A 24,104-nucleotide genomic window follows, 5' to 3' on the forward strand; every position below is an offset into this window, starting at 1 on the left:
GCAAAACCTCTACATCGGAAAAGGGGAGGTTGATGGCAGTGCAAGGGTGTTGTGCAGGCTTGAAGACAGGTGTTCTATCCACTGGTTATCGGGGTTCCATCCCGCGTTATGAGCTGCGCGCCAGAGTGCACCGCCTACCGGCGGCAGGCGTGGCGGGCAGGGGGCTGTGCCCAGGCGTTTATGCAGGTATTCGTTGATCATCGGATTGGCAAAAATGCCCCCGGCATAGCTCCAGACCGGCGCGCCTGGTTCACCGATTGCTCGCCAGGCAGCCGTGACGTGTTCGGCCAGGTGCCCGGCAGCGGCCTGCAGTACAGCGATGGCTGCGCTGTCACCCGCGTCGGCCCAGGCTGATACCTGCTGGGCCAATGCCGCGACGCTGGCGCGACGGTTATCCCGTTCATAGACCCAGCCCGCCAGTTGCTCGGGGGCGAGTTGTAGATGATTGAGCAGGGCCTGGGTCAATCGCGCCTGGCTGTCCCGTCCGTCAAGGGTGCGACTGGCAATGACCAGCGCCTGCAAGCCAATCCAATAGGCGCTGCCTTCGTCGCCGAAAACGTCACCCCAGCCACCGACCCGCACATGGGGCGCGTCAGGTTCATTGCGACTGGCCCAGGCCATGGAACCGGTGCCCGCCAGTATCAGCACGCCTGCTGAACGGCCGGTAAAGGCACCGTCGAAAGCGATGCGCACGTCGTTTTCCACCGTCACCGGGCAGCGCAGGGCTTGCCGGGCAATGTCCTGCTGGACAAGAGAGCACTCGGGCAGTTCGCCGTGCAGGGGCAGGCCCAATGCGGCCGCCGCGAGGGGCAGATCGGCGACTGACGTCAGCAGCGCTTTGAGCTGACGTTGCCAGTCAGTGTTGGCCACCGGGTCGAGTCCGCTGGCCACTTCAAGCTTGAGCACCTGGCCCTGGCGATCAGCGATTGCCAGAAGGGTTTTCGAGCCTCCGCTGTCCAGTCCCAGGATGCACGTGTTCATGCCTTGATATCCTCGGCGGCCAGGGCCTGGGCTGAGCCCTTGAGCAGCGGGCTGCCCAGTTCTTGCAGGCGTGCCTGCCATTTGCCGGACAGTTGCTCGTCGCTGATGACCGTCAGTGCCGGGCTCAGCGGGGCGACGCGGTACGTCAGGCGTTGGTCGAACTTGCTGGAGTCGACCAGCAGCAGCGTAGTGCCCGCCCGGGCCAGCATCTTCTGGTTGAGCTGTGCCTCACTGGCGTCGAGGCTGTAGATGCAGGCATCCGGGGCAATGGCGCCGGCGCCCAGAAACAGCTGGTCGAACCAGAGGTTTTCGATCATCGCTTCGGCCAGGGCGCCGACCATCGAGGCGTTCTCTGCACGCAATTGCCCGCCCAGCAGCACGATGGTGATGCCGGGGGTATTCATCAGCACCTGGGCAACGTTCAGGCAGTTGGTGAATACCGACAGAGGCAGCGGGTCCAGACGCAGGCGCCGGGCCAGTTGCAGGACCGTGGTCCCGGCGTCGAGAAAGATCGACGAGCCGGGGACGATCTGCTCGTAGGCCACTTCGGCAATCGCCCGCTTGGCGAACAGGTTCTGGTTTTCCCGCAGGTCGAAGGCGACTTCGACGCCAGCGCTCTTGGCGATGCGGGCGCCACCATGGGTACGGTGGATGGTGCCGTCGGCTTCCAGGCTCAACAGGTCCCGGCGCACTGTGGCCAGGGACGCATCGGCGATATCGGCGATGGTCTGGATGGTGCTCTCGCCATGGCTGTACAGGTGCTGGCAGATCAGCGAAAGGCGTTCGTCTTTGGTCACTGTGAATGCTCGTTAGTGATTCATTGGATTGAAATATAGAGATTAAAAAATCACTGTCAATCAAATTTATGATTGATTTTGATCGTTTGGCTCTCGTAAGGTGACCTCCCATGTTATCGAGAGGCACTGGTCATGCAGGCTCATTATCTTCAAAAACTGGTGGATGCTCATGCACACGGCAAACCGACAGGGATTACTTCCGTGTGCTCGGCCCATGCTCTGGTGATCGAGGCGGCGTTGCGCGAAGCGCTGACTGATGCGGGACCGGTGCTGATCGAGGCGACCTGCAACCAGGTCAATCATGAGGGCGGCTACACCGGCATGACCCCGACGGACTTTCGCCAGTTTGTCCTGGGCATTGTCGAGCGGGTGGGTTTTGATCCCCGGCGCCTGATATTGGGCGGTGATCATCTGGGGCCCAACCCCTGGAAGGATTTGTCTGCAGAGCAGGCCATGGCCAGGGCCGAGCTGATGCTGGAAGCCTATGCGCGGGCCGGTTTTTCCAAAATTCACCTGGACGCCAGCATGGCCTGTGCAGGCGAAAGCGATCCGTTGCCTGGGGCCGTTATTGCCGAGCGCGCGGCCCGCTTGGCCGCTGTGGTCGAGCGTACGGTCAGCGCTGCCGGGATGCCGCTGCCGGTGTATGTGATCGGCACTGAGGTGCCAGTGCCGGGCGGGGCGCTGGAAAAGGTCGAAGACCTGGCGGTCACCACGCCCGAAGACGCTCGGGAAACCCTGGCGTTGCACCGCCAGGCCTTCGCCGCCCTCGGCCTGCAAAGCGCCTATGGGCGGGTGGTCGGACTGGTGGTGCAGCCCGGCGTTGAGTTCGGCAATGAAAACGTGGTGGTCTATCAGGCCGACAAGGCCCGTGAGCTTAGTGCTGTTCTGCAGCAGGAACCCCAGGTGGTATTTGAAGCCCACTCCACCGACTACCAGCCAGTCTCCGCACTGAGCGGGCTGGTTCACGATGGCTTTGCCATCCTCAAGGTCGGCCCCGGCCTGACTTTCGCCCTGCGCGAGGCGTTGTATGCCCTGGACCAGATTGCCGCGACGCTCCAGCTATTGCCTGAAGACAAGCAGCTGTACCGGGTCATGGAGACGTTGATGCAGAACGACCCCCATCACTGGAACAAGTATTACCACGGTGACGAGGCAGCGCTGCGGCTGCAGCGGCATTTCAGCTACAGCGACCGCATCCGCTATTACTGGCCGTTCGAGACCGCGAGCGAGGCGGTGGATCAACTATTCGCCGCACTGGGCGATCGGCCCATAGCGGAAACGCTGGTCAGTCAATACCTGCCGCAGATCTATCCGCAGGTGGCCAACGGCGCAGGAGATACCACGGCCAGAGGGCTGGTGCTGGCGGTCATTACCCGGGTGTTGCGCCAGTATCGTGAGGCGTGTGGCGGGGTGGCGGGTCAGGCGCGCCAAAACGGTCGCAAACCCTGAGCAGACCGAGTGCACCCGCCGATTGACTACACACTGCAACAGGGCTCATCGAACGGGCTTGGGTTCGGCTGGCTTCACGGCCGCTCACACGCTGAGGTGTCACGCAATGCCGATCGGCTGATCCTCACTCATACGGTGTCGTTGTTTTAGAGGTGATCTGGGCCGATCCTTCGGCCCGCTCTGCCTTCCCCAGCCAGCCAGTACAGCCTGCATATCTGCTATGCAGGTCATGCTCTTAGGCCGCTCCGTTGTTCCCCGCATACTCAAACCACGGCGTTCGCTAGTAACGACGCCGTTTCCTATACCAAAAACAAAAGCGCACCAGCGCGACGGAGATCGGTATGCAGTCTTGGTACAGCAGTATGGCGCCCAACCAGCGTAAGACGTTCTGGGCATGCTTCATGGGGTGGGCGCTGGATGCGATGGACGTTCAACTGTTCGCGTTTGTGATTCCAACGCTATTGGCCGTCTGGGGGATGACCAAGGCCGAGGCAGGCGTGATCAGCACCGCCGCCCTGGTCTCATCCGCCATCGGCGGCGTTATCGCAGGGGTACTTGCCGACCGTATTGGCCGTGTAAAAGTCCTGAAGCTGGCAATCCTCTGGTTTTCACTCTTCACCGGTTTATCGGCCCTGACCGACTCCTTTCACCAGCTCTTGCTGACTCGCAGCCTGCAGGGTCTGGGGTTTGGCGGCGAGTGGGCAGCGGGCGCCGTATTGATCGGCGAGGTGGTCGACAAACGCATTCGCGGGCGTGCAGTTGGCTCGGTGCAGGCCGGCTGGCCGGTGGGCTATGCCTTGGCTGCGTTGGCTTACTGGGTGACCTTCAGCCTGCTTCCTGATCACACCGCCTGGCGGGTACTGTTTGTTATTGGCCTGCTGCCGGGGTTCATGGTGCTGTGGATGCGTCGCAACATTCACGAGTCCGAAGCCTTCGAGGCCGCGACCGAGTACCGTGAGAAGACATCCATGTGGGCCACGTTCGCGCTGATTTTTTCGCCGAGCATTTTACCCCGTACCGTGATGGCTTCTCTCATGGCAGCAGGTGCTTTGGGTGGCAACTACACCATCCTTACGTGGCTCGTAACCTACCTGCGCGAGACCCAGGGCCTGACCATCAGCATGACCACCTTGTATCTGGCAGTGAACATCTTTGGTTCCTTCTGCGGATATATCTGCATGGCTCATTTGAGTGACGCACTGGGTCGCAGGAAGACTTTCGCACTGTCGGCGGCGGGCGCGACTGTGACCGTCCTGGCGTACACACAATTGCACCTGCCCATGTGGAGTTTGCTGTTGCTGGGCTTTCCGCTGGGCTTTTTTCAATCCGGGATCGTGTCAGGAATGGGCGCGTGTTTCACCGAGCTATTTCCTGCCCAGATCCGTGGCAGCGCAGGCGGTTTCTCCTACAACTTCGGTCGGGGCATCGGCGCATTGGTGCCTGCCGGAGTAGGGCTGACCAGTGCTTCCTTTGGCCTCGCAGCGTCCATTGGGGTATGGGCTGCATGTTCTTACGTCGTTGTGTTTGTCGTCGCGCTATTTCTGCCGGAAACCCGTAACCAGGAACTCGAAATCCATGTCTGATTCCAAGCAACCGCGTAATGGCGGCCAGATCCTCGTCGAGGCGTTGCTGCGCAATGCCGTGGACACCCTTTATTGCGTACCGGGTGAGAGCTACTTGCCGGTACTTGACGCACTGTGCGACGCGCCAGCAATCCGCACGATTGTCACCCGACATGAGGGCGCAGCGTCGAACATGGCAGATGCCTATGGCAAGCTGACCGGGCGCCCGGGCATCTGTTTCGTTACCCGCGGCCCTGGTGCGACCCATGCCAGCAACGGCGTTCACACCGCCATGCAGGATTCGACCCCCATGATCCTGTTCGTGGGCCAGATCGAAAGTGGCTTCAAGGGCCGAGAGGCGTTCCAGGAAGTCGACTACGCACAGATGTTTGGCGGCCTGGCCAAGTGGGCAACCGAAATTGACAGCATCGAGCGCATTCCGGAAATTGTCAGCAAAGCGTTCAGCATCGCGCTCTCAGGTCGTCCCGGTCCGGTGGTGATCGGTCTTCCTGAAGAAGTGTTGTTCGGCAGCGCGATGGTGGCTGACGTGCCTGCGGTGCAGGTCGCTCAAGGCGCGCCAGATCCGGCCTCCCTGCCGCGTCTGCGCCAATTGCTGGCGGCCGCCAAGAGGCCGTTGGTGATCGTGGGAGGGACTGGCTGGGATGTCGAAGCCACCCAAGCCTTGCAGCGTTTCGTTGAGGCGAACAATCTGCCGGTGGCCGCATCATTCCGCCGCCAGGATCTGCTGGACAATCGGGACCCGCACTACGTGGGTCAACTCGGCCTGGGCTCGTCGCCTAAATTGTTGGAGCGGGTGAAGAATGCGGATCTGCTTCTGGTGATCGGCTCGCGTCTGAGTGAAACCGTTTCTCAGGCCTATGCATTGATCGAAAGCCCGCTTCCCCAGCAAACGCTGGTTCATGTGCATCCGGATCCCGAAGAGCTGAACCGGGTGTACCTGGCCGAACTGCCGATCCTGAGCGCTTTGCGCACCTTCGCCGCCGCCGCCGAACAGCTTGAGCCTGTTGAGAGCCTTGCCTGGCAGGATTGGACCGCTGCTGCTCGCGCTGATTATCTGGAGCATTCCACGCCACCCAAGCCCCATCCGCAGTTGGCGGGCGTCGATATGGGCGCCGTCATGGCTCACCTCGACAAGGTGCTGCCGGACAATGCCGTGATCAGCAATGGCGCTGGCAACTACACCGTGTGGGTGCATCGCTTCTATCGCTATCGCCAGCCGGCCACGGAACTGGCGCCAACCAACGGTGCCATGGGGTACGGGTTGCCGGCTGCCATCGCTGCGAAACTGCATGCCCCTGAACGGACAGTGGTGTGCTTTGCCGGTGATGGCTGTTTCATGATGTATCCGCAGGAGTTGGCGACGGCGATGCAGTTCAACGCGCCGATCGTGGTCATTGTCGTCAACAACGGCATGCTGGGAACCATCCGTATGCACCAGGAGCGTGAGTACCCAGGGCGCCTGTCGGCCACTGCGCTGATCAATCCGGATTTCATTGCTTTCGCCAAATCATTTGGCGCACACGCAGAGCTTGTGGAGCGTACCGAGGACTTTGCAGGCGCTTTCGAGCGTGCACAGCAAGCAGGCGTCGCCGCGTTGATCGAGTTGCGGGTCGATCCAAAGCAGATTACCCCTCAGGCACGCCTTGATTGATACCCAGGCTTGCCAGCGAACCTGAGCAGCACTTTTTCCCGGCCCACGGCTGCCGGTCAAGGAATACGTTATGAGCGCTTTACAAGGACACAATTACGTCGGCGGGCAACGCAGTGCGGTCGGCACAGTACAACTGCCCAGTCTGGACGCCTGCACCGGTGAGCCGTTACCTGTCAGTTTCTGGCAAGCAGTGGAGGCCGAGGTAGACGCAGCCGCCAGAGCCGCGGCGACCGCATTCCCGATCTACCGCAACCTCAGTGCCGAAAAGCGCGCGCAGTTTCTCGATGCCATCGCTGATGAAATCGATGCGCTGGGCGATGACTTCGTGGCGACAGTGTGCCGCGAGACTGCATTGCCTGCCGGGCGAATCCAGGGCGAGCGCGGGCGTACCAGTGGTCAATTGCGTCTGTTCGCCGCCGTATTGCGCAGGGGCGACTTCTATGGCGCGCGAATCGATCGCGCGCTGCCGGATCGTCAGCCACTGCCGCGAGCGGACCTGCGTCAATTGCGCATTGGCGTCGGCCCGGTGGCGGTGTTCGGGGCGAGCAATTTTCCCCTGGCGTTCTCCACGGCTGGCGGCGATACCGCGTCGGCGCTGGCGGCCGGTTGCCCGGTGGTATTGAAGGCCCACAGTGGTCATATGGCCACCTCGGAATGGGTTGCAGATGCGATCATCCGTGCCGCCGAACGCACCGGCATGCCTGCCGGTGTGTTCAATATGATTTATGGCGGCGGGGTCGGCGAGTGGCTGGTCAAGCATCCGGCGATTCAGGCGGTCGGCTTTACCGGCTCCCTCAAAGGCGGCAATGCCTTGAGTCAGATGGCGGCAAGCCGACCGCAGCCCATCCCGGTGTTCGCCGAAATGTCGAGCATCAACCCCGTGTTCCTGTTGCCCGATGCCTTGGCGGTGCGGGGCGAGCAGATTGCGTCGCAACTGGCGGGTTCAGTCACCTTGGGTTGTGGCCAGTTCTGCACGAACCCCGGGCTTGTGATCGGTCTGCGTTCAGCGCAATTCACAGCGTTCCTGCAGCACTTTACGGCCAGTATGCAGGCGCAACCGGCCCAGACCATGCTCAATGCGGGGGCTCTGGCCAGCTACACTCACGGCCTTGCACAGCTGCACGCACACCAAGGCCTGGTGCATCTGGCCGGGCGGCCGCAGTCAGGCGATCAGGCCCAACCCCAGGTGTTCAAGGCCGATATCAACCTGTTGCTTGAAGGCGATGCATTGCTTCAGGAAGAGGTATTCGGCCCCACGACCATTGTCGTCGAAGTTGAGGACGCCGCTCAGCTCGCGGTCGCTGTACAAGGGCTGCGCGGCCAGTTGACGGCGACCCTCATTGGCGAGGCTGACGAACTGCCGGATTACCGCTGGCTGGCGGATGCGCTACAGGAAAAGGTTGGCCGGATTCTGTTCAACGGCTATCCGACCGGTGTGGAGGTATCTGATGCCATGGTGCATGGCGGACCGTACCCGGCAACATCCGACTCACGCGGTACCTCAGTGGGTACGCTGGCCATTGATCGCTTCCTGCGGCCGGTGTGCTTGCAGAACTATCCGGACAATATGCTTCCCGAGCCGCTGCAAAACAGCAATCCGCTGGGCATATCTCGGTTGGTGGACGGGATAGTCAGCAAAGCGCGGTTGTAAGGGCCGGTAAACCAGAGGGCAGCCAAAGATGCAATGGTGCCGGTCAGGGATTGACTGGCGCTGGCACCAACGTCGCACCCGGCCACAGCCCTTGGTCCACCATGGCTGCGGCATGTTCGCGAACAATTTGCGTGACCTCCCAGAGACCGTCTACGGTCGTTCGGTTCTTGGGCCATACGATTGCAACGGTGCGACTGACTTCGGGCTCTTCGATACGGTAGCTTTTCAGTCGACCGGATTTGATTTCCTCGATGACGGCAGCCTCTGGGAGCACTGTACAACCGCAGTTTTCCAGGACCAATCGCTTGGTGATGGAAATCGACCCGTCGCATTCCAGGGCAATATTGGTGGTGAAACCATGACGCCCGGCAAGCGACTCCACCAGCAGGCGCAGTCCATGATGGGTGCTCGGCAATATCAGGGGGATGTCCCCGAGATCGCGTACCGCGATGGCGTCGCCGTTCAATGGATAATCGCCGGGAGTGATCAGCTGAATGCCTTCCTTGACGAGGGGATCGAACTGTAGCGCGCCGGGGTGCTCCGGCAGATAGATCAGGGCCATGTCCACTGTCCCCTCGCTCAGCCGATTCAATATATCGGCGGCCAGAGCCTCGACAAAATGCAGTTGGGTCAGGGGGAATCGGGCCTTCAACGCGTGGCCTAAACGACCGAACAATATTCGTGCGATAGTCGGTTGAGCGGCGATGCACAGCTTGACCGGGCCATGCTCGACACTCTCGCGCATGACGCGCTCCGCCTCGGCAAGCGTGTCGTTCAGTTTGGTGGCATACCCCAGTAGCTGTTGACCGCGGTCAGTCAGCGTGACACCGCGCCCGCTTCGGTGAAATAGCCTCACCCCCAGATCCGCCTCGAGCAAGCCGATTCGCCGACTGATCGTGGATTGGTCCGCCCCCAGAGCCATCGCCGCGCGAGAAATGCTGGCGCTTTTGACCACTTGCGAAAAAAGAGCAAGATCGTCTGAATTCATGGGGGCTCCAAAGGCAGGGTGAAAGTCGTCCGCTGAGAGGTGCATTTTGAACGATGCCTGACATCCTGCAAGCGCCTGTCCGGTATGTCCTCAATCACCTTAGTCCTCTGCGCTTGCAACGCTCGCACCCACCACGTGATGACGTGCCAGCGAAGCGGCTACGAAGCCCGATGATTTCATTTCCCTGACAAAGTTGGCCAGATAGTCAGCGACCGCTTGCCCCCTTGTTTTGGGAACACCCATCGCCTGCCGGATGATCATGAAATGCGGTTCTATGACTCTGAGGTTACCCGCCTGTGCGACGTCTTTCTCGACTTGCTGGCGAATCCCGGCCGCTGCGCTCAAGTGCTGGTCCAGAAAGCCTTGAACGACACCTGATGCAGTTGCCAGACGAACGATTGTCGCCTGGTGTAATTCACGGCTGAGAAACAGATCGTACGCACTGCCTTTGCTGACCGCGACAGTCGTGCCAGGTTGGTCGAGCTGAGCCAGCGTCTGGATCGCAGAGTTCTCGGGAACCGCGTATACGCCTTCAATGGTCAGGTAGGCCGGAGTGAACTGGATGGCCTGACCTCGTTCGGGGTCAATCGCGAAGAAACCCACATCTGCCTTGTCCTGCTCAAGGTTCTCGACTGAGCTCCCGGCCGATTTCACGGTCACCAGCTCAAGCGGGACGCCAAGCCGTTGCGCCAACTCAGTGGCAAGGTCGACGGATACACCCTCTGGCCGGCCGGTTTCAGAGGGCAGGCTGGCGAGGATGGGGTTACCCACATTGATTGATACCCGCAGTGCGCCTTTTGGCGCAAAGAGATGCGCCAGCGCCGCGTCACTTGGCGTCTGGCCGGGCTGAACCGAGGCGACGGGCTGTAAGTCCTGCGCCATCAGCGGACCACTTAACGCGCAGGCCAGGCTCAGCGCGACGAGGGATGGGCAGCCGCGCAGTGAAAACGCTTTGATGTGCTGACTCATTGCCCCCGCTCCGGAATCTGGCTGTGCAAGCGCTCATCAAACGGGCTGCCAAGCAGGGGCTGGAGCCGTTGCCGCATGGTGATGACATAACCTTGTTCGACGAACTGTCGATACTGGGCTTCGGATCGAATGACCTCGATCACTGTGAAGTGATTAGGTGCGCCGGTTTGCTGCAGAATCTCGATACTGCTGACTGCAGGATCCTGTCGCGCGCTGCTGGCGAATGTTTGCAGTATCGGCAGGGCCGTGGCGACTTGAGAGGGAGCCACGTCTACGTGGATTACAGCATGTACGGCTGCGGCCTGCGGCGCACTGGCAATTTCTGTAGCGCATCCCTGCTGACACAGGCCGAGGATCAGCCCTGCAGTTGTCAGCAATGAACGGCCCGTGACATTGATACTCGGCATATCGTTTGACCTTGGCTGTGTGGAAGAGCGTGCTCACCAGCGCCAACACATGGCCTGGCGAAGCGGCAGTATGTGGGCAATGGCATCGCAGTCATGAGTGCACGCGACGCATAGCAGTCAGGTGATTTTCACAAGGAGGGCCTTGGCCCCTGGAATGTCATGCATGCCGTTGAACCCGAATTTCAAGGTTCAAATGCAGCCGGGGCAGGCAGCTCAAGGCGCCGCTGAACGAGCCAGGACCGCAGGCTTACGAAGGATGGCCATTGCAAAAATGAGCAGTGCCCCGGTGCATAAAATCACCATCTGCCCGCTCATGACCATGGCGGGCACGTCGCTGAAGCGAACCAGCAATAAGCCTTCGACGTAGCTGGCGCACGCGCCCATGCCCGTGGTCAGGGCATTCATCAGTGCCGAAGCAGTGCCGGCAAACTGTCCCGCGTTTTCCATCGCGCCCTGCTGCGCGCAAGGCGTCAACAGCCCAAGGCACAGCGTGTTGACCGACAACAGGGCCGTGAGGTTGTAGCTGTTTAAATGTCCGGTGCCTGAGAGCAGCAGTGTCGTCAGGGATGCTGCAACCGATACCACCAGCGCGACCCCCACGATGAAATCCCCGGACAGCTCGTGCCTGGCCAGGCTACCGCTCAATAATGAGCCCAGCATCAGGCACAGAGCCATGACCGCGAACACCGCGCCATAAGCGACGGTGGAGATATGCAGGACGTTGACGTAGACGTAGAGCGATCCTGTTATGTAGGAGAAATGGCTGCCGAAGGTGAGGGCGATGATCAGCGCGTACGACATGCCCAGGCGGTCGCCCAGGAACGTTTTGTAATCCCCGAGTACCGAGCGTCTTTGCGCGCTCTCGAACGTGTTTCCATTGGACTTGGTGCTCGCGGACCGAAAACGCGAGGATTCGGGTAGCCCGATGGCCACCATCAACAACATCAACACACCACCCAGCGCCATGAATCCATAGATCCAGCGCCATGTTCCCAGCAGAAGCAGCAGATTACCCAGTGTCGGCGCCGTCGTAGGTCCGACAATCCGCACCACTGCCGCGTAGGACAACAGCCGTCTGGCGTCGGGGCCTTGGTGATGATCGCGGATTACCGTAATCGCCAGTACCGCAGCAATACCCGCGCCTGTGCCCTGAAGCAGTCGCCAGAGCAATAGCGAGTCGAACCCGGATGTTGTAGTCGCGAGCAGACTCGCGATGGCGTAGACCGCGCACGCAAACAGAAGTACAGGGCGTCGCCCCAGTCGATCCGACAGAGGGCCACCCAGCAACGGTGACAGCGAAAATCCGAAGAAGAAGAAACTCAGTGTCTGTGAAACATGCTCTATCGACACGTCCAGAGCCGTGGCTACGTCGGCAAAGGCTGGAAGGCCCAGGTCAATCGACATTGCCGGAAAAGCAGTCAGCACTCCGCAGATAATGGCCAGTTTGAGCGGCGAAATGGAGGTGCTGCGGGAGGGGGTATTCATGAGGGTCCTTCAGCGTCGAAGTGCGGCGTACATCGAAAGGTCAGCGCATATATTAGATCTTGCGGAATAATTTGATAATAATTCTAATGGCGAAAATATATTTCGTAGATTCCGAATAATGCTCGATAACCTGATTCTCTTTCTTACGATCATCGAAAAAGGCGGCTTGTCAGCGGCTGGCCGGGAGTTGGGGATATCGCCAGCCTCGGTATCCGAGCGGCTGGCCGCACTTGAAAGCTATTACGGCGCGACGTTGATGACTCGCACTACCCGCTCACTCAATCTGACCGAGGAGGGCAGGGTGCTTGCCGACGGTGCTCGGCGGCTGCTGGCTGAGGCGGACGAGTTGGAGAGCCGTATTCGATGGGGCACCCAGAGAATCTCGGGGCCGATCCGGCTGACCGCTCCCGTAGACCTTGGCCAGAATTACCTGGTGCCGATCATCGACCGGTTCATCGAGGCCCATCCCGATGTCAGCATCGACATCAATCTCACCGATAGCTTTGTCGATCTGGTCGGGCAGGGCATCGACTTCGCCGTGCGTTACGGCCCATCGGCGGATGGAGCCCTGAAGAACCGACTGATTGGCGAGAATCGAAGATTGATCTGTGCATCGCCCGATTATCTGCAGCGCAATGGCACGCCCACACATCCCGACGATCTTGTGCACCATGACTGCTTGTTGATGCGGTTTGCGCAAAATGCCGAGCGCGTCTGGTCGTTCGAGATCGACGGCAATGTCCATGATGTCGTGGTTCGCGGGCGGCGCACCGCCAACAACGGTGAGCTGCTCAAACGATGGGCGCTGGGTGGCTACGGCTTGTGCAAGAAGTCGTATTGGGACGTGCAAGCAGACCTGAATGCCGGCAGGCTGGTGGAAGTACTGGCGCCGTTCTCGCGCAAGCGCACGGCGTTGCAGATTGTCTTTTTACCTGCACGCGTTCAGCCTCGCAGGGTGTCGACACTCATCGATATGATCGTTGCTGAGCTTTCCCACAATGCGCCGGCTATTTAGCTGAGCGACCTTGCCAGGCCAAGTCAGGAAAATGACTGGGCATCGTTGATCGCGTGTTCCCTCCTTGCGCAAGCCTGCGCACGAAATCTCTGCAGCAGGCTTATAGCCGTCATCACCTCAGTGTGGGTTCAATTACCGCCAATGCCTTGGTCGCGCCTGTGAGCTAGACTGGCAGGCGCGGTCAGTAAATTCATCGTTCGGCGTCCGCCTGTTTTATTGCGAAGCCACTATTAAAATCGGCGATATGGATGGCAAATATGACGACTCCAGAAGGTACCGATATTGTCCCTGTCTGAAGCATCTTTCTTCACAGGGTTGTGTTGCTCGGCCATGGGCATGCCGCTTGCGGGCAGGATTTCCCTCAGAGGTTTTATATGATCGGGCGTCGTTTATGCGGGATCATGTCTCTAACGGCCATGCTGCTGAGCCCTGCCATAGCGCTGAGTGACAATGCCTGTGATCACCTGACGGCAACCGGCAACGCCGAATACCCTCCCTACTTGTGGCGGGATCCGCACAACCCCCATCAACTTATCGGTGCCAATGCCGATTTGATCAAGCACTTGGGGACGCTTTTAGGGCTAAAAATCGAAGTGGTTTATGGCGGCCCCTGGTCACGGGCGCAGGAAGAGGTGAGGTCGGGTCGCGTTGATATGCTGGCCGGGTATTTTCTCACCAGCGAGCGTGAGCGGACCCTGGACTTCGTGCGCCCGGCGTTTCTTTTTACGTCCAGCATGATTTGGGTGAGGCAAAACGAAGCATTCCCCTATCACGGATGGTCTGACCTGATTGGGCACAGTGGCGGAACGCTGGTCAACAACAGCTACGGCCAGGCGTTCGATGATTATGCCAAAGACAACCTGTCGCTCGAGGCAGTGCCCACGGCCAGTCAGGCCTTCCAGAAGCTCATCCTCAAACGCAACGATTTTGTGATCTTCGAGCAATTCCCCGGAAGGGCCCTGGCCAAGAAGTTGGGCGTAGATACCGCTGTAGAGCCGCTGGAACCACCGATCAGCAGCGAGGGGCTTTATCTGGCGCTTTCACGCAACTCTCAGTGTATCGATGAATCTTTACGTAGCCGGATAACCGATGCGATGCAAAAAACAGTGTCCAGTGCGCTGCCTCAAGACCTTGTAAAGTCGAACCTGGAACTGTGGAGTGAACAGCAGCGGCAAGGGTTGAATCCTTAAGAGTGGGGCGATGTGGAAAGCGTATCTGCCTGCCCGCAATTGCTGACCATTATCGACGCACCCCAGCTGCGCCACTTGGTCGGCATAACCCTGCAGATTTAACGTCTCATTACCAATGAGGACTCGCCATGAACCTGTTCACTCCCTTGATGCTGCCCGACTGTCCGACCATCAACAATCGCAACGCCAAAGCTGCCACCCGCCAGTATCACAAGTGGGTGGCGTAGCATTCGCTGTGACACAGGTTCGGCGCTACACGCTTTTATCGTATTGAATGCATAGAGAACCGCGCCCCGAAAAGGGCGCGGTTTTTTTGCAATTGAGGATCAGCTCGATAGTGTGCTGGTCAGGGGCGGCGTGTGCCTGTCTTGTTTGAGATCCATTCGCTGGATCTTTCCGACAACCACCAGGTAACAGAACATGGCGATAACGGCATTTGCGGCCACGAAGACCAGCGCCAGTTCGAACGAGCCGGTGGCCTGGATGATCAAGCCAATGATGATCGGCGTGGTAATGCCCGCTGTATTGCCGAAGGCGTTGAATAGCCCGCCGCACAACCCGGCAATCGATTTGGGCGCGGTATCGGCCACCACGGCCCAGCCTATGGCACCGAAGCCTTTACCGAAGTAGGCGAGTGCCATGATTGCAACAATCAGCCACTCGGCATCGACATAGTTGCAGGCAACCATGGTGGTGGACATTAACATCCCCAGTACCAGGGGGGCTTTTCGGGCGAATGTGAGTGATCGACCGTTGCGAATCAGGGCGTCGGAAATGATGCCGCCCAATACTCCGCCCAGGAATCCGCATACGGCGGGGATAGATGCGATGAAACCTGCCTTGAGAATGGACATTCCTCGTTCTTGCACCAGGTAAACCGGAAACCAGGTCAGGAAGAAGTAGGAAAGTGTATTGATGCAGTACTGGCCGATGAATACACCCAGCATCATGCGGTTGGTCAGCAGCTGCTTGAAGTGTGCCCAGCCTGGTTTGGAGACGTCATTTTTTACGCCGGTCTGATCCATATCGATCAGACCACCGCCGTCGGCAATGTGGCGCAGTTCGGCCTCATTGACTCGAGGATGCTGTTTGGGCGAATAGACCGTCTTCAACCAGACCCCGGTCATGATGACACCCAGGCCACCCATCACGACAAAAACATAGTGCCAGCCGAATGTGTAAACGATCCAGCCCATGATCGGCGCGAACAGCACCGTGGCGAAGTACTGCGCGGACGTGAAGATACCGGCGGCGGTACCACGCTCTGCTGAAGGGAACCAGGCTGCAGCCATACGGCTGTTACCCGGGAAGGAGGGCGACTCCGCGAGCCCCACCATAAAGCGCAGAACGAACATCACAACGATCGCGACCGATACGCTGTACCAGCCGACGGTGGCCTGAAGAATCGTGAAGGTGGACCAGAGGAAGATACTCCAGGCGTACACCCGCTTCGTACCGAAGCGGTCCAGCAGCCATCCCCCCGGAATCTGACCCAGTACATAAGCCCAGGCGAATGCCGAGAACAGCAGGCCCATTTGCACGGGGGTGATGCCCAGTTCCTTCTGCATCGAGGAACCGACAATCGAAAGGATCGCCCTGTCGGCGTAGTTGATCGTTGTTACCAAAAACAGCAAAAGGAGGATTACATAACGAATACGAGTGGGTTGCGCAGTCATGGCGAGGACCTCTTGTTATTGTATGGCTGGCAGCGTTCAGGCACTGCCAGTGGTCAAGTCAACGTGCTTACTTGGCGGGTACCCGGGCGATCATTTTCGGGGGGCGCAGGAATTCGAAATCGCAGCCCTTGTCGGCCTGAGTCATCTGCTCATAGAAAAGTTTGCGATAGCCACGCTCGGCATCCACCGGCTTGGGCAGTTGAAGATCGCGACGGCGCGATTGCAGCTCCTTTTCATCTACCAGCAGTTCGATGCTTCGCTGCTGAACGCTCAGACGGATCCGGTCACCATTGCGCACCAGGGCCAACGGGCCACCGAGTGCGGCTTCGGGGGTAACGTGCAGGACGATGGTGCCCGCTGCGGTCCCGCTCATGCGGCCATCAGAAATACGCACCATGTCTTTGACGCCAGCCTTGGCCAGCTTCTTCGGTATAGGCAGGTAACCCGCCTCGGGCATGCCCGGCGCACCGATGGGGCCAATATTTTTCAGCACCAGGACATCGTCTGCGTTGACGTCCAGTTCCGGGTCATCAATACGATTGGCCATGTCTTCGGAGTTCTCGAACACTACGGCGCGACCTTCGTGCTCCATCAACTGCGGGTCGGCAGCCGATTGCTTGATGATTGCGCCGTCCGGGGCCATGTTGCCTTTGAGAAAAGCGATGCCGCCAGCCGGATAGATCGGGTTGGAAAAGCTTCGGACCACGTCTTGCTTGTACTCAGGGAAGTCCTCGAGTTCTTCGCCCAGGGTCCGCCCGCTGACTGTCATGGTGTCCAGATGCAGTTGCGGCTTGAGTTCGCGCAATACCGTCTGCAATCCTCCGGCACGGTGCAGATCCTCCATGTAATGCTGGCCCGAGGGTTTGAGGTCGACTAACACTGGCGTCTCGCGGCTCATCCGGTCGAAAGCTTCAAGGTCGATTTCGAAGCCCATGCGCCCCGCGATTGCCGTCAGGTGAATGATGCCATTGGTGGAACCGCCGATTGCCAGCAGCACTCGCAGGGCGTTCTCAAAGGCTTTTTCGGTGAGGATCTTGTCCGGTGTCAGCCCGGTCCGCGCCATGATCACGGCACGGCGTCCGCTTTCTTCGGCGGTACGGATGCGGTCGCTGGTCACTGCGGGCGGGGTTGCGCCACCTGGCAGAACGATACCCAGCGCCTCACCGATGCAAGCCATGGTGCTTGCCGTCCCCATGACGGAGCAGGTGCCGATACTGGCCACCAGCTTGTTGTTCACTTCGTTGATTTCCTGCTCGTCGATTTCCTCGGCACGGTAACGCCCCCAAAAGCGCCGGCAGTCTGTACAGGCACCCACTCTCTCGCCGCGGTGGCCGCCGGTCAGCATTGAGCCCGTGACCAGTTGAATCATTGGCACGTTGGCCGAGGCGGCACCCATCAGTTGGGCCGGGACAGTCTTGTCGCACCCGCCGATAAGGACCACTGCATCCATAGGCTGTGCACGGATCATTTCTTCCGTATCGATGGCCATCAGGTTACGCAGATACATGCTCGTCGGTTGCGAGAAGCTTTCTGCGATGGAAATGGTCGGGAAGTCGATAGCCAGTCCGCCCTCCATCATGACACCACGCTTGACCGCTTCGATCAGTTGCGGCGCGTTCCCGTGGCAAGGGTTGTAGCCACTTCCGGTGTTGGCGATACCAATGATGGTCCGATCCAGAGCGTCGTCGCTGTAGCCGGCGCCCTTGATGAAGGCCTTGCGAAGGAACAGCGCGAAGCCGGTATCGCCGTAGTTGGTCAGGCCCTTGCGGATACCGGTTGGCTTGATGACTGGAGATTTGTCAGGCATGGGAATCACCCTTGAGCATTATTGGATTTATTATCGATCAGATTATTGATAATCCGTTGCGACGCATGAAATCACGACCAGGGACGTTGCGCAAGGGCCTTTATCGCGTGATGTTCAATCCTCACCTTGCTGCGAATGCACGGGTTTTGTGGCAGTCTCACCACTTAATTCACCTGCAGTGCCAAGGCATCAACCCATGCAACTCGTTGAAAATTTAAGCTCCGTAGGCCTGGAACAAGCCGTCAGCATCCTTGAGGAGGAGATAGTCCTGGGTTTTCTCCACCCTCGCGAACGCTTGGTGGAAGACGAGCTGTTAGAACGTTTTGGTCTCAAGCGGCATGTGGTGCGCCAGGTGCTGGTAGAGCTGGAACGGATGGGGTTGGTCGAGCGCAAGCGAAATATCGGAGCGCTGGTAAAGGCATACACCGCTAAAGAAGTGGAAGATCTCTACGCTGTTCGTGAGTTGCTGGAGTGCCAGTGCGTGCGCCTGATCCGGTTTCCGCTTCCTCAAAGCGCGCTGGATGCGCTGACCGCAACGCAGAAACTTCACGACGAGACGGTTCAGTCGGGCAATCTGCGGGGCGCTTTCAGGGCTAACATGCGCTTTCACGAACTGCTGTTCGGGCTTTCTGACAACCCGGTATTGGTGGCGGCGATCAGGGACCATGCACAGCGGGCACATTCAGTGCGCTCATCGTCATTGGTGGTGGCCGACCAACTGGAGCGAGCACGTCGCGAGCACTGGTCAATTATCGAGGCGTTGCGGGATCAGGACGTGGAAAAACTCGTTCAACTCTGCAGCGATCATCTCAAACCCTCCCGTGATAACTACATCGCCGCCTGCCATCGGCGAACAGGCCAGTAATAGCTGAGCGTTGGCCGTTTTTGCCCTGGGACCAGGCCACGGCCGACATTAAAGCGTCCTCCCGCTGACGACCCGAACTTGAGCTACCTTTCATGGCCCGACCAAAGCGTTTTTCGACAAGACATGGAAACCGGGAGATTTGATCAGACAATAATCTGCTGTGTTTCTGAGAGGCATAAGTGCATCAATACACTTATGCCGTCGCCGTATCTGAACGACCGCCTGGATCGAACGCAGTCGCTTGTGAACGGACGCTTTTGGCCGATTTCTGCCTGCCACCATTGGCTAAAACTGTCCTATAGCTGCCGGTGCCTACCGCTGCAATGGGCCGATACTGAGCCACGCCATACAACGCCTGACTGACCGAGATCCGTCGTCAACTGGGGCGCACCCGCTGAATGCACCGAAGGCTGATCTGGCGAATATCACTTGGGAGGGCAGTCTATGTGAATGAGCGCTGGTACCCGTACGGGAAGAAGTTGTTTGAGAGGCGCTATCGGTGTCCGGAGTGTGCAAGGCAACGGCATCCCCTGACGGGAACTCAACCAGCTTGCCTCCGAGTGTTGAGATACAGAAACCCTCGCCGGGAGTCCGAATGGTCGGTGCTATGGGTTGATTAAAAGATTGATAGCCTTGACCGATTTACCAAAACCGCATCACTCATTTCTTCAGGGCGGACCGGGCTCATCCGCAGAGCGCGCTGTAGCGATCAACAAGACCGGCGAAGCGTGCTGAACTTGCCGGTACAATCGCCCCTCACTGGCAACCCGGAGCCTGCGCCTTTAATGTCGTTGTTCATTCGTTTGACTGCATTTTCAACCCAAAGCGCCAGGGCGGTCGGCCTTGTCTGGGCGACTTCCCGGCCCTTGTTCGGCGGCTTGATCGTGGCGACGCTGATCGCCGGCATTTTGCCCGCGCTCGCCGCCTGGATCGGCCAGCGGATCGTCGATGCGGTGGTTCAGGCGATGCAGATCCATGGGAATGGCAGCCAGGCGCCCGTATGGCCTGTCCTGCGTTATGTGTTGGCCGAGGCGGGCGCATTGGCGTTGCTGGCTGGGGCGCAACGGGCGCTTTCCATGCAACAGGCGCTATTGCGGGTGCAGTTGGGGCAGAAGGTCAACCTGATGATCCTGGAAAAGGCCCAGACTCTTTCGCTGCTGCAGTTCGAGGACTCGGCCTTTTACGACAAGTTGGTGCGCGTGCGCCGCGATGCATCGACCCGGCCACTGGGCCTCGTCACAAAAGGCCTGGGGCTTACGCAAAACCTCATCTCACTTGTCAGCTTTGCTGTGCTGCTGGTGCATTTTTCCCCTTGGGCGCTGCTGATCCTGGTGCTCGGCGCGCTGCCGGTGTTCTTCGCCGAGACGCATTTTTCCGGTAATGCCTTCCGCCTGTTTCAGCGTCGCGCCCCGGAAACCCGCCATCAAAATTACTTGGAAGCATTGCTGTCCCATGAGGCGCACACCAAGGAAGTGAAGCTTTTCGGCATGGCGCCGTTGTTGCTGCAACGCTATCGCGATAATTTCATGCGCCTGTACGCCGAAGACCGTCGGCTCACCGTGCGACGCGACGCCTGGGGCTTTGCCCTCGGGCTATTGGGCACTGCCGCGTTCTACCTGGCCTACGCCTGGGTGGTACTGGACACCGTGCGTGGCCAGACCACACTGGGGCAGATGACTATGTACCTGGTGCTGTTCAAGCAAGGCCAGGTCGCCATCACCGCCAGCCTCAGCGCGATTGCCGGTTTGTACGAGGACGGCCTGTACCTGTCTGACCTCTACGAATACCTTGAGGTGCCGGTGGCACCTAAACGCGGCACGCTGAAGGCCGGTGCATGCCCAGGTGACGGCCTGCGCTGCGAGCGCTTGGGGTTCCGCTACCCGGGTGCCGCGCACCCCACGCTCAGCGACATCAGCCTGCACCTGAAGCATGGCATGAGCTTGGCCCTGGTGGGCGAAAACGGCTCGGGTAAAACCACATTGATCAAACTGCTTACCCGACTCTATGCGCCTGACGAAGGCCGAATCCTGCTGGACGGCAGCGATTTGCAGGACTGGGACGAACAGGCCTTGCACCAACGCATCGGGGTGATCTTTCAGGACTACATTCGTTACCAGATGACGGTCGGCGAAAACCTTGGGGTGGGTGACGTCGACGCTTTCGATGACCAGGACCGTTGGCGCGATGCGGCCACTCAAGGGATCGCCGCCGAATTCATCGAACGCTTGAGCAACGGCTATCACACGCAGCTGGGGCGCTGGTTCGTCGGTGGGCAGGAACTGTCCGGTGGGCAATGGCAAAAGTTAGCGCTGTCGCGGGCCTACATGCGCCGTGGGGCCGATCTGCTGATTTTGGACGAACCGACAGCCGCCCTCGACGCTGCGGCCGAGGCTGCCGTATTCGAGCACTTCCGCGAGTACGCCAAGGGGCGCATGACTTTGCTGATTTCCCACCGATTCTCCAGCGTGCGCAACGCTGATCACATCATCGTGCTGGATCAGGGCCGGATTCTGGAACAAGGCACCCACGTGCAACTGATGGCTGGCGGCGGGCGCTATGCCAGCCTGTTCAACATCCAGGCGCGTGGGTATCGGTAACTGCCCCGGCTAAGCACTGACGAGGCAACACTCGTTTAGTCATCCAGGTAGTAATGGTTGAACAAACCGGCGGCCTGCAGGCCGATCAACCAGTGGCCGGGGTCAGCACGGTTCGCGCCTTCGACCGGTGAAGTCGATCCATAGCTGCCTTTCGCAAAGGGGTAATAATCAACCCAAAGTTTTCTATCGCCGAAGCCCTTTTGCAGAAACCCGGCAGAGTTCGTGGGACGCTGAGAATGCAAAAAGGAGAAGTTATGCAGCTGTATGATGCCGGTGACGATCAGGTAAGAATCCGCAAGGTAATACCTGCTGACTTCGATGCCTGGAAGGTGCTGTGGGACGGCCATCGACAGCAAATTACGTGCGCGCGATATCACCAAGAGGCTTGGGGATTTAGCGGCGGTATTAAACCGTCGCTATCCGAACCAATGCAGCCCCCCATAGCGTTTACGGTTGGATGGGCGATTCAGTATGACTCAGCGTAAGTGGCGTATGAAGAACAGCCTTAAGGCATCCACAGGGTAAATTCTCAGCGTACCCATCACCAAGACGGCCATAATTTGAAGCCGACTATCGCGGGCCAAACCCGCGATAACTTTTTTTGGCCAAAATTGAGCGCCGGGAAGCGTTAAAGTAGTGATGTCTGTTACATCCATACACCGTTTTGCAACTCAGTTGCGGTGTTGCTGACGTTCTCGTTGCTCTCGGAAAACGCCACCAGAACATCATTGGCCCCAGCGCCGTTGGCCATTTGATTGCTCCAGTATTGCAAGCCTGTTGCGTCAGGCGCGCGGTGCAAGACGTGTTGATAGTAGCTGTTAATCAGGGAGGCAGAGTCAGCATTCGGATTATTAGCCTTGAACTCGTTGCTGTTGACAAATCCCATGGCAACTTCAGCCATGCTCACACCTTGGTCCAGTTTTTCAGTCCAGAGCTTCAAGCCCTCTTTATCGGGTTTGCGATCAAACGCTGCCTGATAAAGACGATAGGCCGAGCCTGCGTTTTGACCGGCCTGGACGTCCAGCGCCAGAGTCGTACCATCTTCCTGAAAGTTGATGCGTTCGATGTTAAACAGCGTATCGCTTTTGCCCAGGCCTTTAACGGTGGCGACAGTACCTACTGACGAGACTGCAAAGTCGCTTTTGAGTGCTGCGTAGTGCACGGTATCAATACCTGCGTTACCGCTGTAGGTGTCGTTACCTGGCCAGGCGTAAAAATGGTCATTGCCGTTGGAACCTATGTACTGATCGTTACCGCTGAAGAGTGAACCAGAGTTTGCTGCATCGCTTACTTTTACGTTAAGCCCGCTAATGGTGACGTAAGGTGTGTCATTGAGAGAATACGTGATGCCAGTAAAAAAGCTCGCCTGTGAATTACCTGATGGAAAGAAGCCACTCAGGTCCGCCTTATAATTACCCTCACCGTAGACAATGTGAGTGCTTGACATCGACACTACTTGCCCGGTAGCACCAACCTGAGCTGCTTTGTTCAGGTCGAAGTTGTCGAGAGGTTGATTATAGGTAATGCGTGCCATTGTGATGAGTCCTTATCGTTTGTATATAAATCGGGAGCAGAGGTGAGCTGCCAAATCAGGTCAGCCACAGCCCGGTGCTGAGCACAGCCTCGGAGTTACTGAGGTTTTCTTGACTTTCGGAGAATGACACCAGCATTTCGCTGGCCGACATGCCATTAGCCGTGGCGTTACTCCAGTACGCCAAACCCGTTGCGTCGGGTGCCCGATGCAAAACGTGTTGGTAGTAGCTGTTGATGAGGGTACTGGCGTCAGTGCTTGAATGGGCGGCCTTGAACTCACTGCTGTTGACAAAGCCTGTAGCGACCTGAGTCAGGCTGGCGCCGTTGTCCAATTGCGTGATCCAGAACGTCAGGCCCTTGTTATCTGGTGTGCGATCAAATGCGGCCTGATACAGGCGATACGCCGACCCCGCATTTTGGCCCGATTCAACGTCTATCGCTAAAGTCGAGCCATCACTAAAACCAATGCGTTCTACGTTGGACAGGACGTCGTGCTTGCCGTCCACCGTTATCGCGTACGCTCTGCCATTGGCATCTACGGTGCGATTGACGATCAGGCCAGCCTTGCTGTTGTACTGAACGGTATCGATCCCGCCGCCGCCGTTGATCGTGTCATTGCCTGCACCGCTTTTGATCACGTCATTGCCTGCCGAGCCAATGACGATGTCATTGCCCTTTAGAACTTCATTAAGCGCGCCTTTGAAATCGAAGCCGCCGATGTATTCGGCCACAGTCGCGGCGTCGGCGTTTATACCGGTGACTTCGTAATACAGGCCGCCGTTCTGGTAGGCGGCTGTGGAGGTTAGGGTACCGCCGCTGACTTCGCCGTTGCTGAACTGGAAGCTGCCGAAGTAATCCTGGGTTCTGAAACCGTCGGTAGCGCGAATGTGGCCAGAGTCCACAATGGGGAATGCCCCGTCCCACGCCTGCAAATTGCTCATGTTGATCGGTTGATGCAGCTTGAGGGTCGCCATTAGTCTTCCTTAACCGATGCATCGACGTGCAACCAGAACGGGTCCCGGCCAGCGGTTTTGACAGCTTCATGCTGTCAGTCGATGCGGATACAAACCGGATACAAATTGAAATACGTAGGCTGTCTGACTCGGCTTATGGAGAATTGTTCCCATCCATCGGCATCTATGACTGCTGGCGCTGATCGAAAGCTGACCTGACGGCTGTGACTCCGAACGACAAATGGCTTGCGGGTATCACCAGATTCCAGATTCGGACCGGCACGTGTACTTGTTCTGCATGATCGACTGTTTCTGCGTAATTGCAGGAGCCTGACCACTTATCTGCATTGGATTTGACCAGTCGTTCCCATCGGACTTGAACAGCGGACTTAGTAGCCTTGACTGGCAGAAGTCGACCGATTCTGTTGAAAAAGTAGAAAGCCCCATAGCTACCGGTGCCTACCACTGCAATGGGTCGATACTGATCCACGCCATACAAAGTCTGGC

Annotated in this window: 19 protein-coding genes; 8 read left to right on the forward strand and 11 right to left on the reverse strand. The window is 58.6% G+C overall.

What is annotated here, in order from left to right; genetic code table 11:
- Window positions 1-9: 9 nt before the first annotated feature.
- On the reverse strand, window positions 10-981 hold the full coding sequence (locus M2401_RS25855) for an N-acetylglucosamine kinase (RefSeq protein WP_259107603.1): 972 nt from the start codon (window positions 979-981) through the stop codon (window positions 10-12).
- Window positions 978-1,778 (reverse strand): DeoR/GlpR family DNA-binding transcription regulator, encoded by an 801-nt coding sequence (locus M2401_RS25860; protein WP_259107604.1) that lies wholly within the window; start codon window positions 1,776-1,778, stop codon window positions 978-980. Before M2401_RS25860 ends, M2401_RS25855 begins: the two co-directional genes overlap by 4 nt.
- A 132-nt stretch (window positions 1,779-1,910) precedes the next feature.
- Here M2401_RS25860 and M2401_RS25865 point away from each other — a divergent pair, with 132 nt between their 5' ends.
- From M2401_RS25865 to M2401_RS25880, 4 genes are all read left to right on the forward strand, one after another.
- Complete coding sequence (locus tag M2401_RS25865; protein ID WP_259107606.1) at window positions 1,911-3,227, forward strand: D-tagatose-bisphosphate aldolase, class II, non-catalytic subunit; 1,317 nt, start codon at window positions 1,911-1,913, stop codon at window positions 3,225-3,227.
- A gap of 341 nt (window positions 3,228-3,568) precedes the next feature.
- A complete protein-coding gene (locus tag M2401_RS25870; protein ID WP_259107607.1) occupies window positions 3,569-4,810 on the forward strand; it encodes an MFS transporter in 1,242 nt (413 codons plus the stop codon).
- Window positions 4,803-6,461, forward strand: a complete 1,659-nt coding sequence (locus tag M2401_RS25875) for a thiamine pyrophosphate-binding protein (protein WP_259107609.1) — start codon at window positions 4,803-4,805, stop codon at window positions 6,459-6,461. Before M2401_RS25870 ends, M2401_RS25875 begins: the two co-directional genes overlap by 8 nt.
- A 70-nt stretch (window positions 6,462-6,531) precedes the next feature.
- Entirely contained in the window at window positions 6,532-8,112 is a 1,581-nt protein-coding gene (locus M2401_RS25880; RefSeq protein WP_259107610.1) for an aldehyde dehydrogenase (NADP(+)), read from the forward strand.
- 43 nt (window positions 8,113-8,155) lie between these two features.
- Here the strand turns inward: M2401_RS25880 and M2401_RS25885 are convergent, their stop codons facing one another.
- From M2401_RS25885 to M2401_RS25900, 4 genes are all read right to left on the reverse strand, one after another.
- Complete coding sequence (locus M2401_RS25885; RefSeq protein WP_259107612.1) at window positions 8,156-9,100, reverse strand: LysR family transcriptional regulator; 945 nt, start codon at window positions 9,098-9,100, stop codon at window positions 8,156-8,158.
- Window positions 9,101-9,199: 99 nt separating this feature from the next.
- A complete protein-coding gene (locus M2401_RS25890) occupies window positions 9,200-10,069 on the reverse strand; it encodes a transporter substrate-binding domain-containing protein (protein ID WP_259107613.1) in 870 nt (289 codons plus the stop codon).
- A complete protein-coding gene (locus tag M2401_RS25895; protein WP_259107615.1) occupies window positions 10,066-10,476 on the reverse strand; it encodes a putative quinol monooxygenase in 411 nt (136 codons plus the stop codon). Before M2401_RS25895 ends, M2401_RS25890 begins: the two co-directional genes overlap by 4 nt.
- Window positions 10,477-10,689: 213 nt before the next feature.
- Entirely contained in the window at window positions 10,690-11,961 is a 1,272-nt protein-coding gene (locus M2401_RS25900; RefSeq protein WP_259107616.1) for an MFS transporter, read from the reverse strand.
- Between the two features lie 118 nt (window positions 11,962-12,079).
- Here M2401_RS25900 and M2401_RS25905 point away from each other — a divergent pair, with 118 nt between their 5' ends.
- Both M2401_RS25905 and M2401_RS25910 read left to right on the forward strand, forming a co-directional pair.
- The gene (locus M2401_RS25905) at window positions 12,080-12,976 is read left to right on the forward strand and encodes a LysR family transcriptional regulator (protein WP_259107618.1); all 897 of its coding nucleotides are present in this window, start codon (window positions 12,080-12,082) and stop codon (window positions 12,974-12,976) included.
- A gap of 374 nt (window positions 12,977-13,350) precedes the next feature.
- The gene (locus tag M2401_RS25910; protein WP_259107620.1) at window positions 13,351-14,166 is read left to right on the forward strand and encodes an ABC transporter substrate-binding protein; all 816 of its coding nucleotides are present in this window, start codon (window positions 13,351-13,353) and stop codon (window positions 14,164-14,166) included.
- Between the two features lie 326 nt (window positions 14,167-14,492).
- Here the strand turns inward: M2401_RS25910 and M2401_RS25915 are convergent, their stop codons facing one another.
- Window positions 14,493-15,842, reverse strand: a complete 1,350-nt coding sequence (locus M2401_RS25915) for an MFS transporter (protein WP_259107622.1) — start codon at window positions 15,840-15,842, stop codon at window positions 14,493-14,495.
- A gap of 67 nt (window positions 15,843-15,909) precedes the next feature.
- Window positions 15,910-17,649 (reverse strand): IlvD/Edd family dehydratase, encoded by a 1,740-nt coding sequence (locus tag M2401_RS25920; protein WP_259107624.1) that lies wholly within the window; start codon window positions 17,647-17,649, stop codon window positions 15,910-15,912.
- A 196-nt stretch (window positions 17,650-17,845) separates the two neighbouring features.
- On the opposite strand from M2401_RS25920, the gene M2401_RS25925 reads away from it, so the two are divergent.
- Entirely contained in the window at window positions 17,846-18,514 is a 669-nt protein-coding gene (locus M2401_RS25925) for a GntR family transcriptional regulator (protein ID WP_259107626.1), read from the forward strand.
- Window positions 18,515-19,299: 785 nt separating this feature from the next.
- Window positions 19,300-21,111: an ABC transporter ATP-binding protein gene (locus M2401_RS25930; protein ID WP_259107627.1), complete on the forward strand. Its 1,812-nt coding sequence runs from the start codon at window positions 19,300-19,302 to the stop codon at window positions 21,109-21,111.
- A gap of 35 nt (window positions 21,112-21,146) precedes the next feature.
- Here the strand turns inward: M2401_RS25930 and M2401_RS25935 are convergent, their stop codons facing one another.
- The 3 genes from M2401_RS25935 to M2401_RS25945 all read right to left on the reverse strand — a co-directional run bounded on the left by M2401_RS25935 (window position 21,147) and on the right by M2401_RS25945 (window position 23,618).
- A complete protein-coding gene (locus tag M2401_RS25935) occupies window positions 21,147-21,458 on the reverse strand; it encodes a hypothetical protein (RefSeq protein WP_259107630.1) in 312 nt (103 codons plus the stop codon).
- A gap of 299 nt (window positions 21,459-21,757) precedes the next feature.
- Window positions 21,758-22,645: a DUF4214 domain-containing protein gene (locus M2401_RS25940; RefSeq protein ID WP_259107632.1), complete on the reverse strand. Its 888-nt coding sequence runs from the start codon at window positions 22,643-22,645 to the stop codon at window positions 21,758-21,760.
- A 55-nt stretch (window positions 22,646-22,700) separates the two neighbouring features.
- Window positions 22,701-23,618 (reverse strand): DUF4214 domain-containing protein, encoded by a 918-nt coding sequence (locus M2401_RS25945; protein ID WP_259107634.1) that lies wholly within the window; start codon window positions 23,616-23,618, stop codon window positions 22,701-22,703.
- Window positions 23,619-24,104 lie beyond the last annotated feature (486 nt).

The organism is Pseudomonas sp. JUb42, assembly GCF_024807945.1.
Taxonomy (GTDB): Bacteria; Pseudomonadota; Gammaproteobacteria; order Pseudomonadales; family Pseudomonadaceae; genus Aquipseudomonas.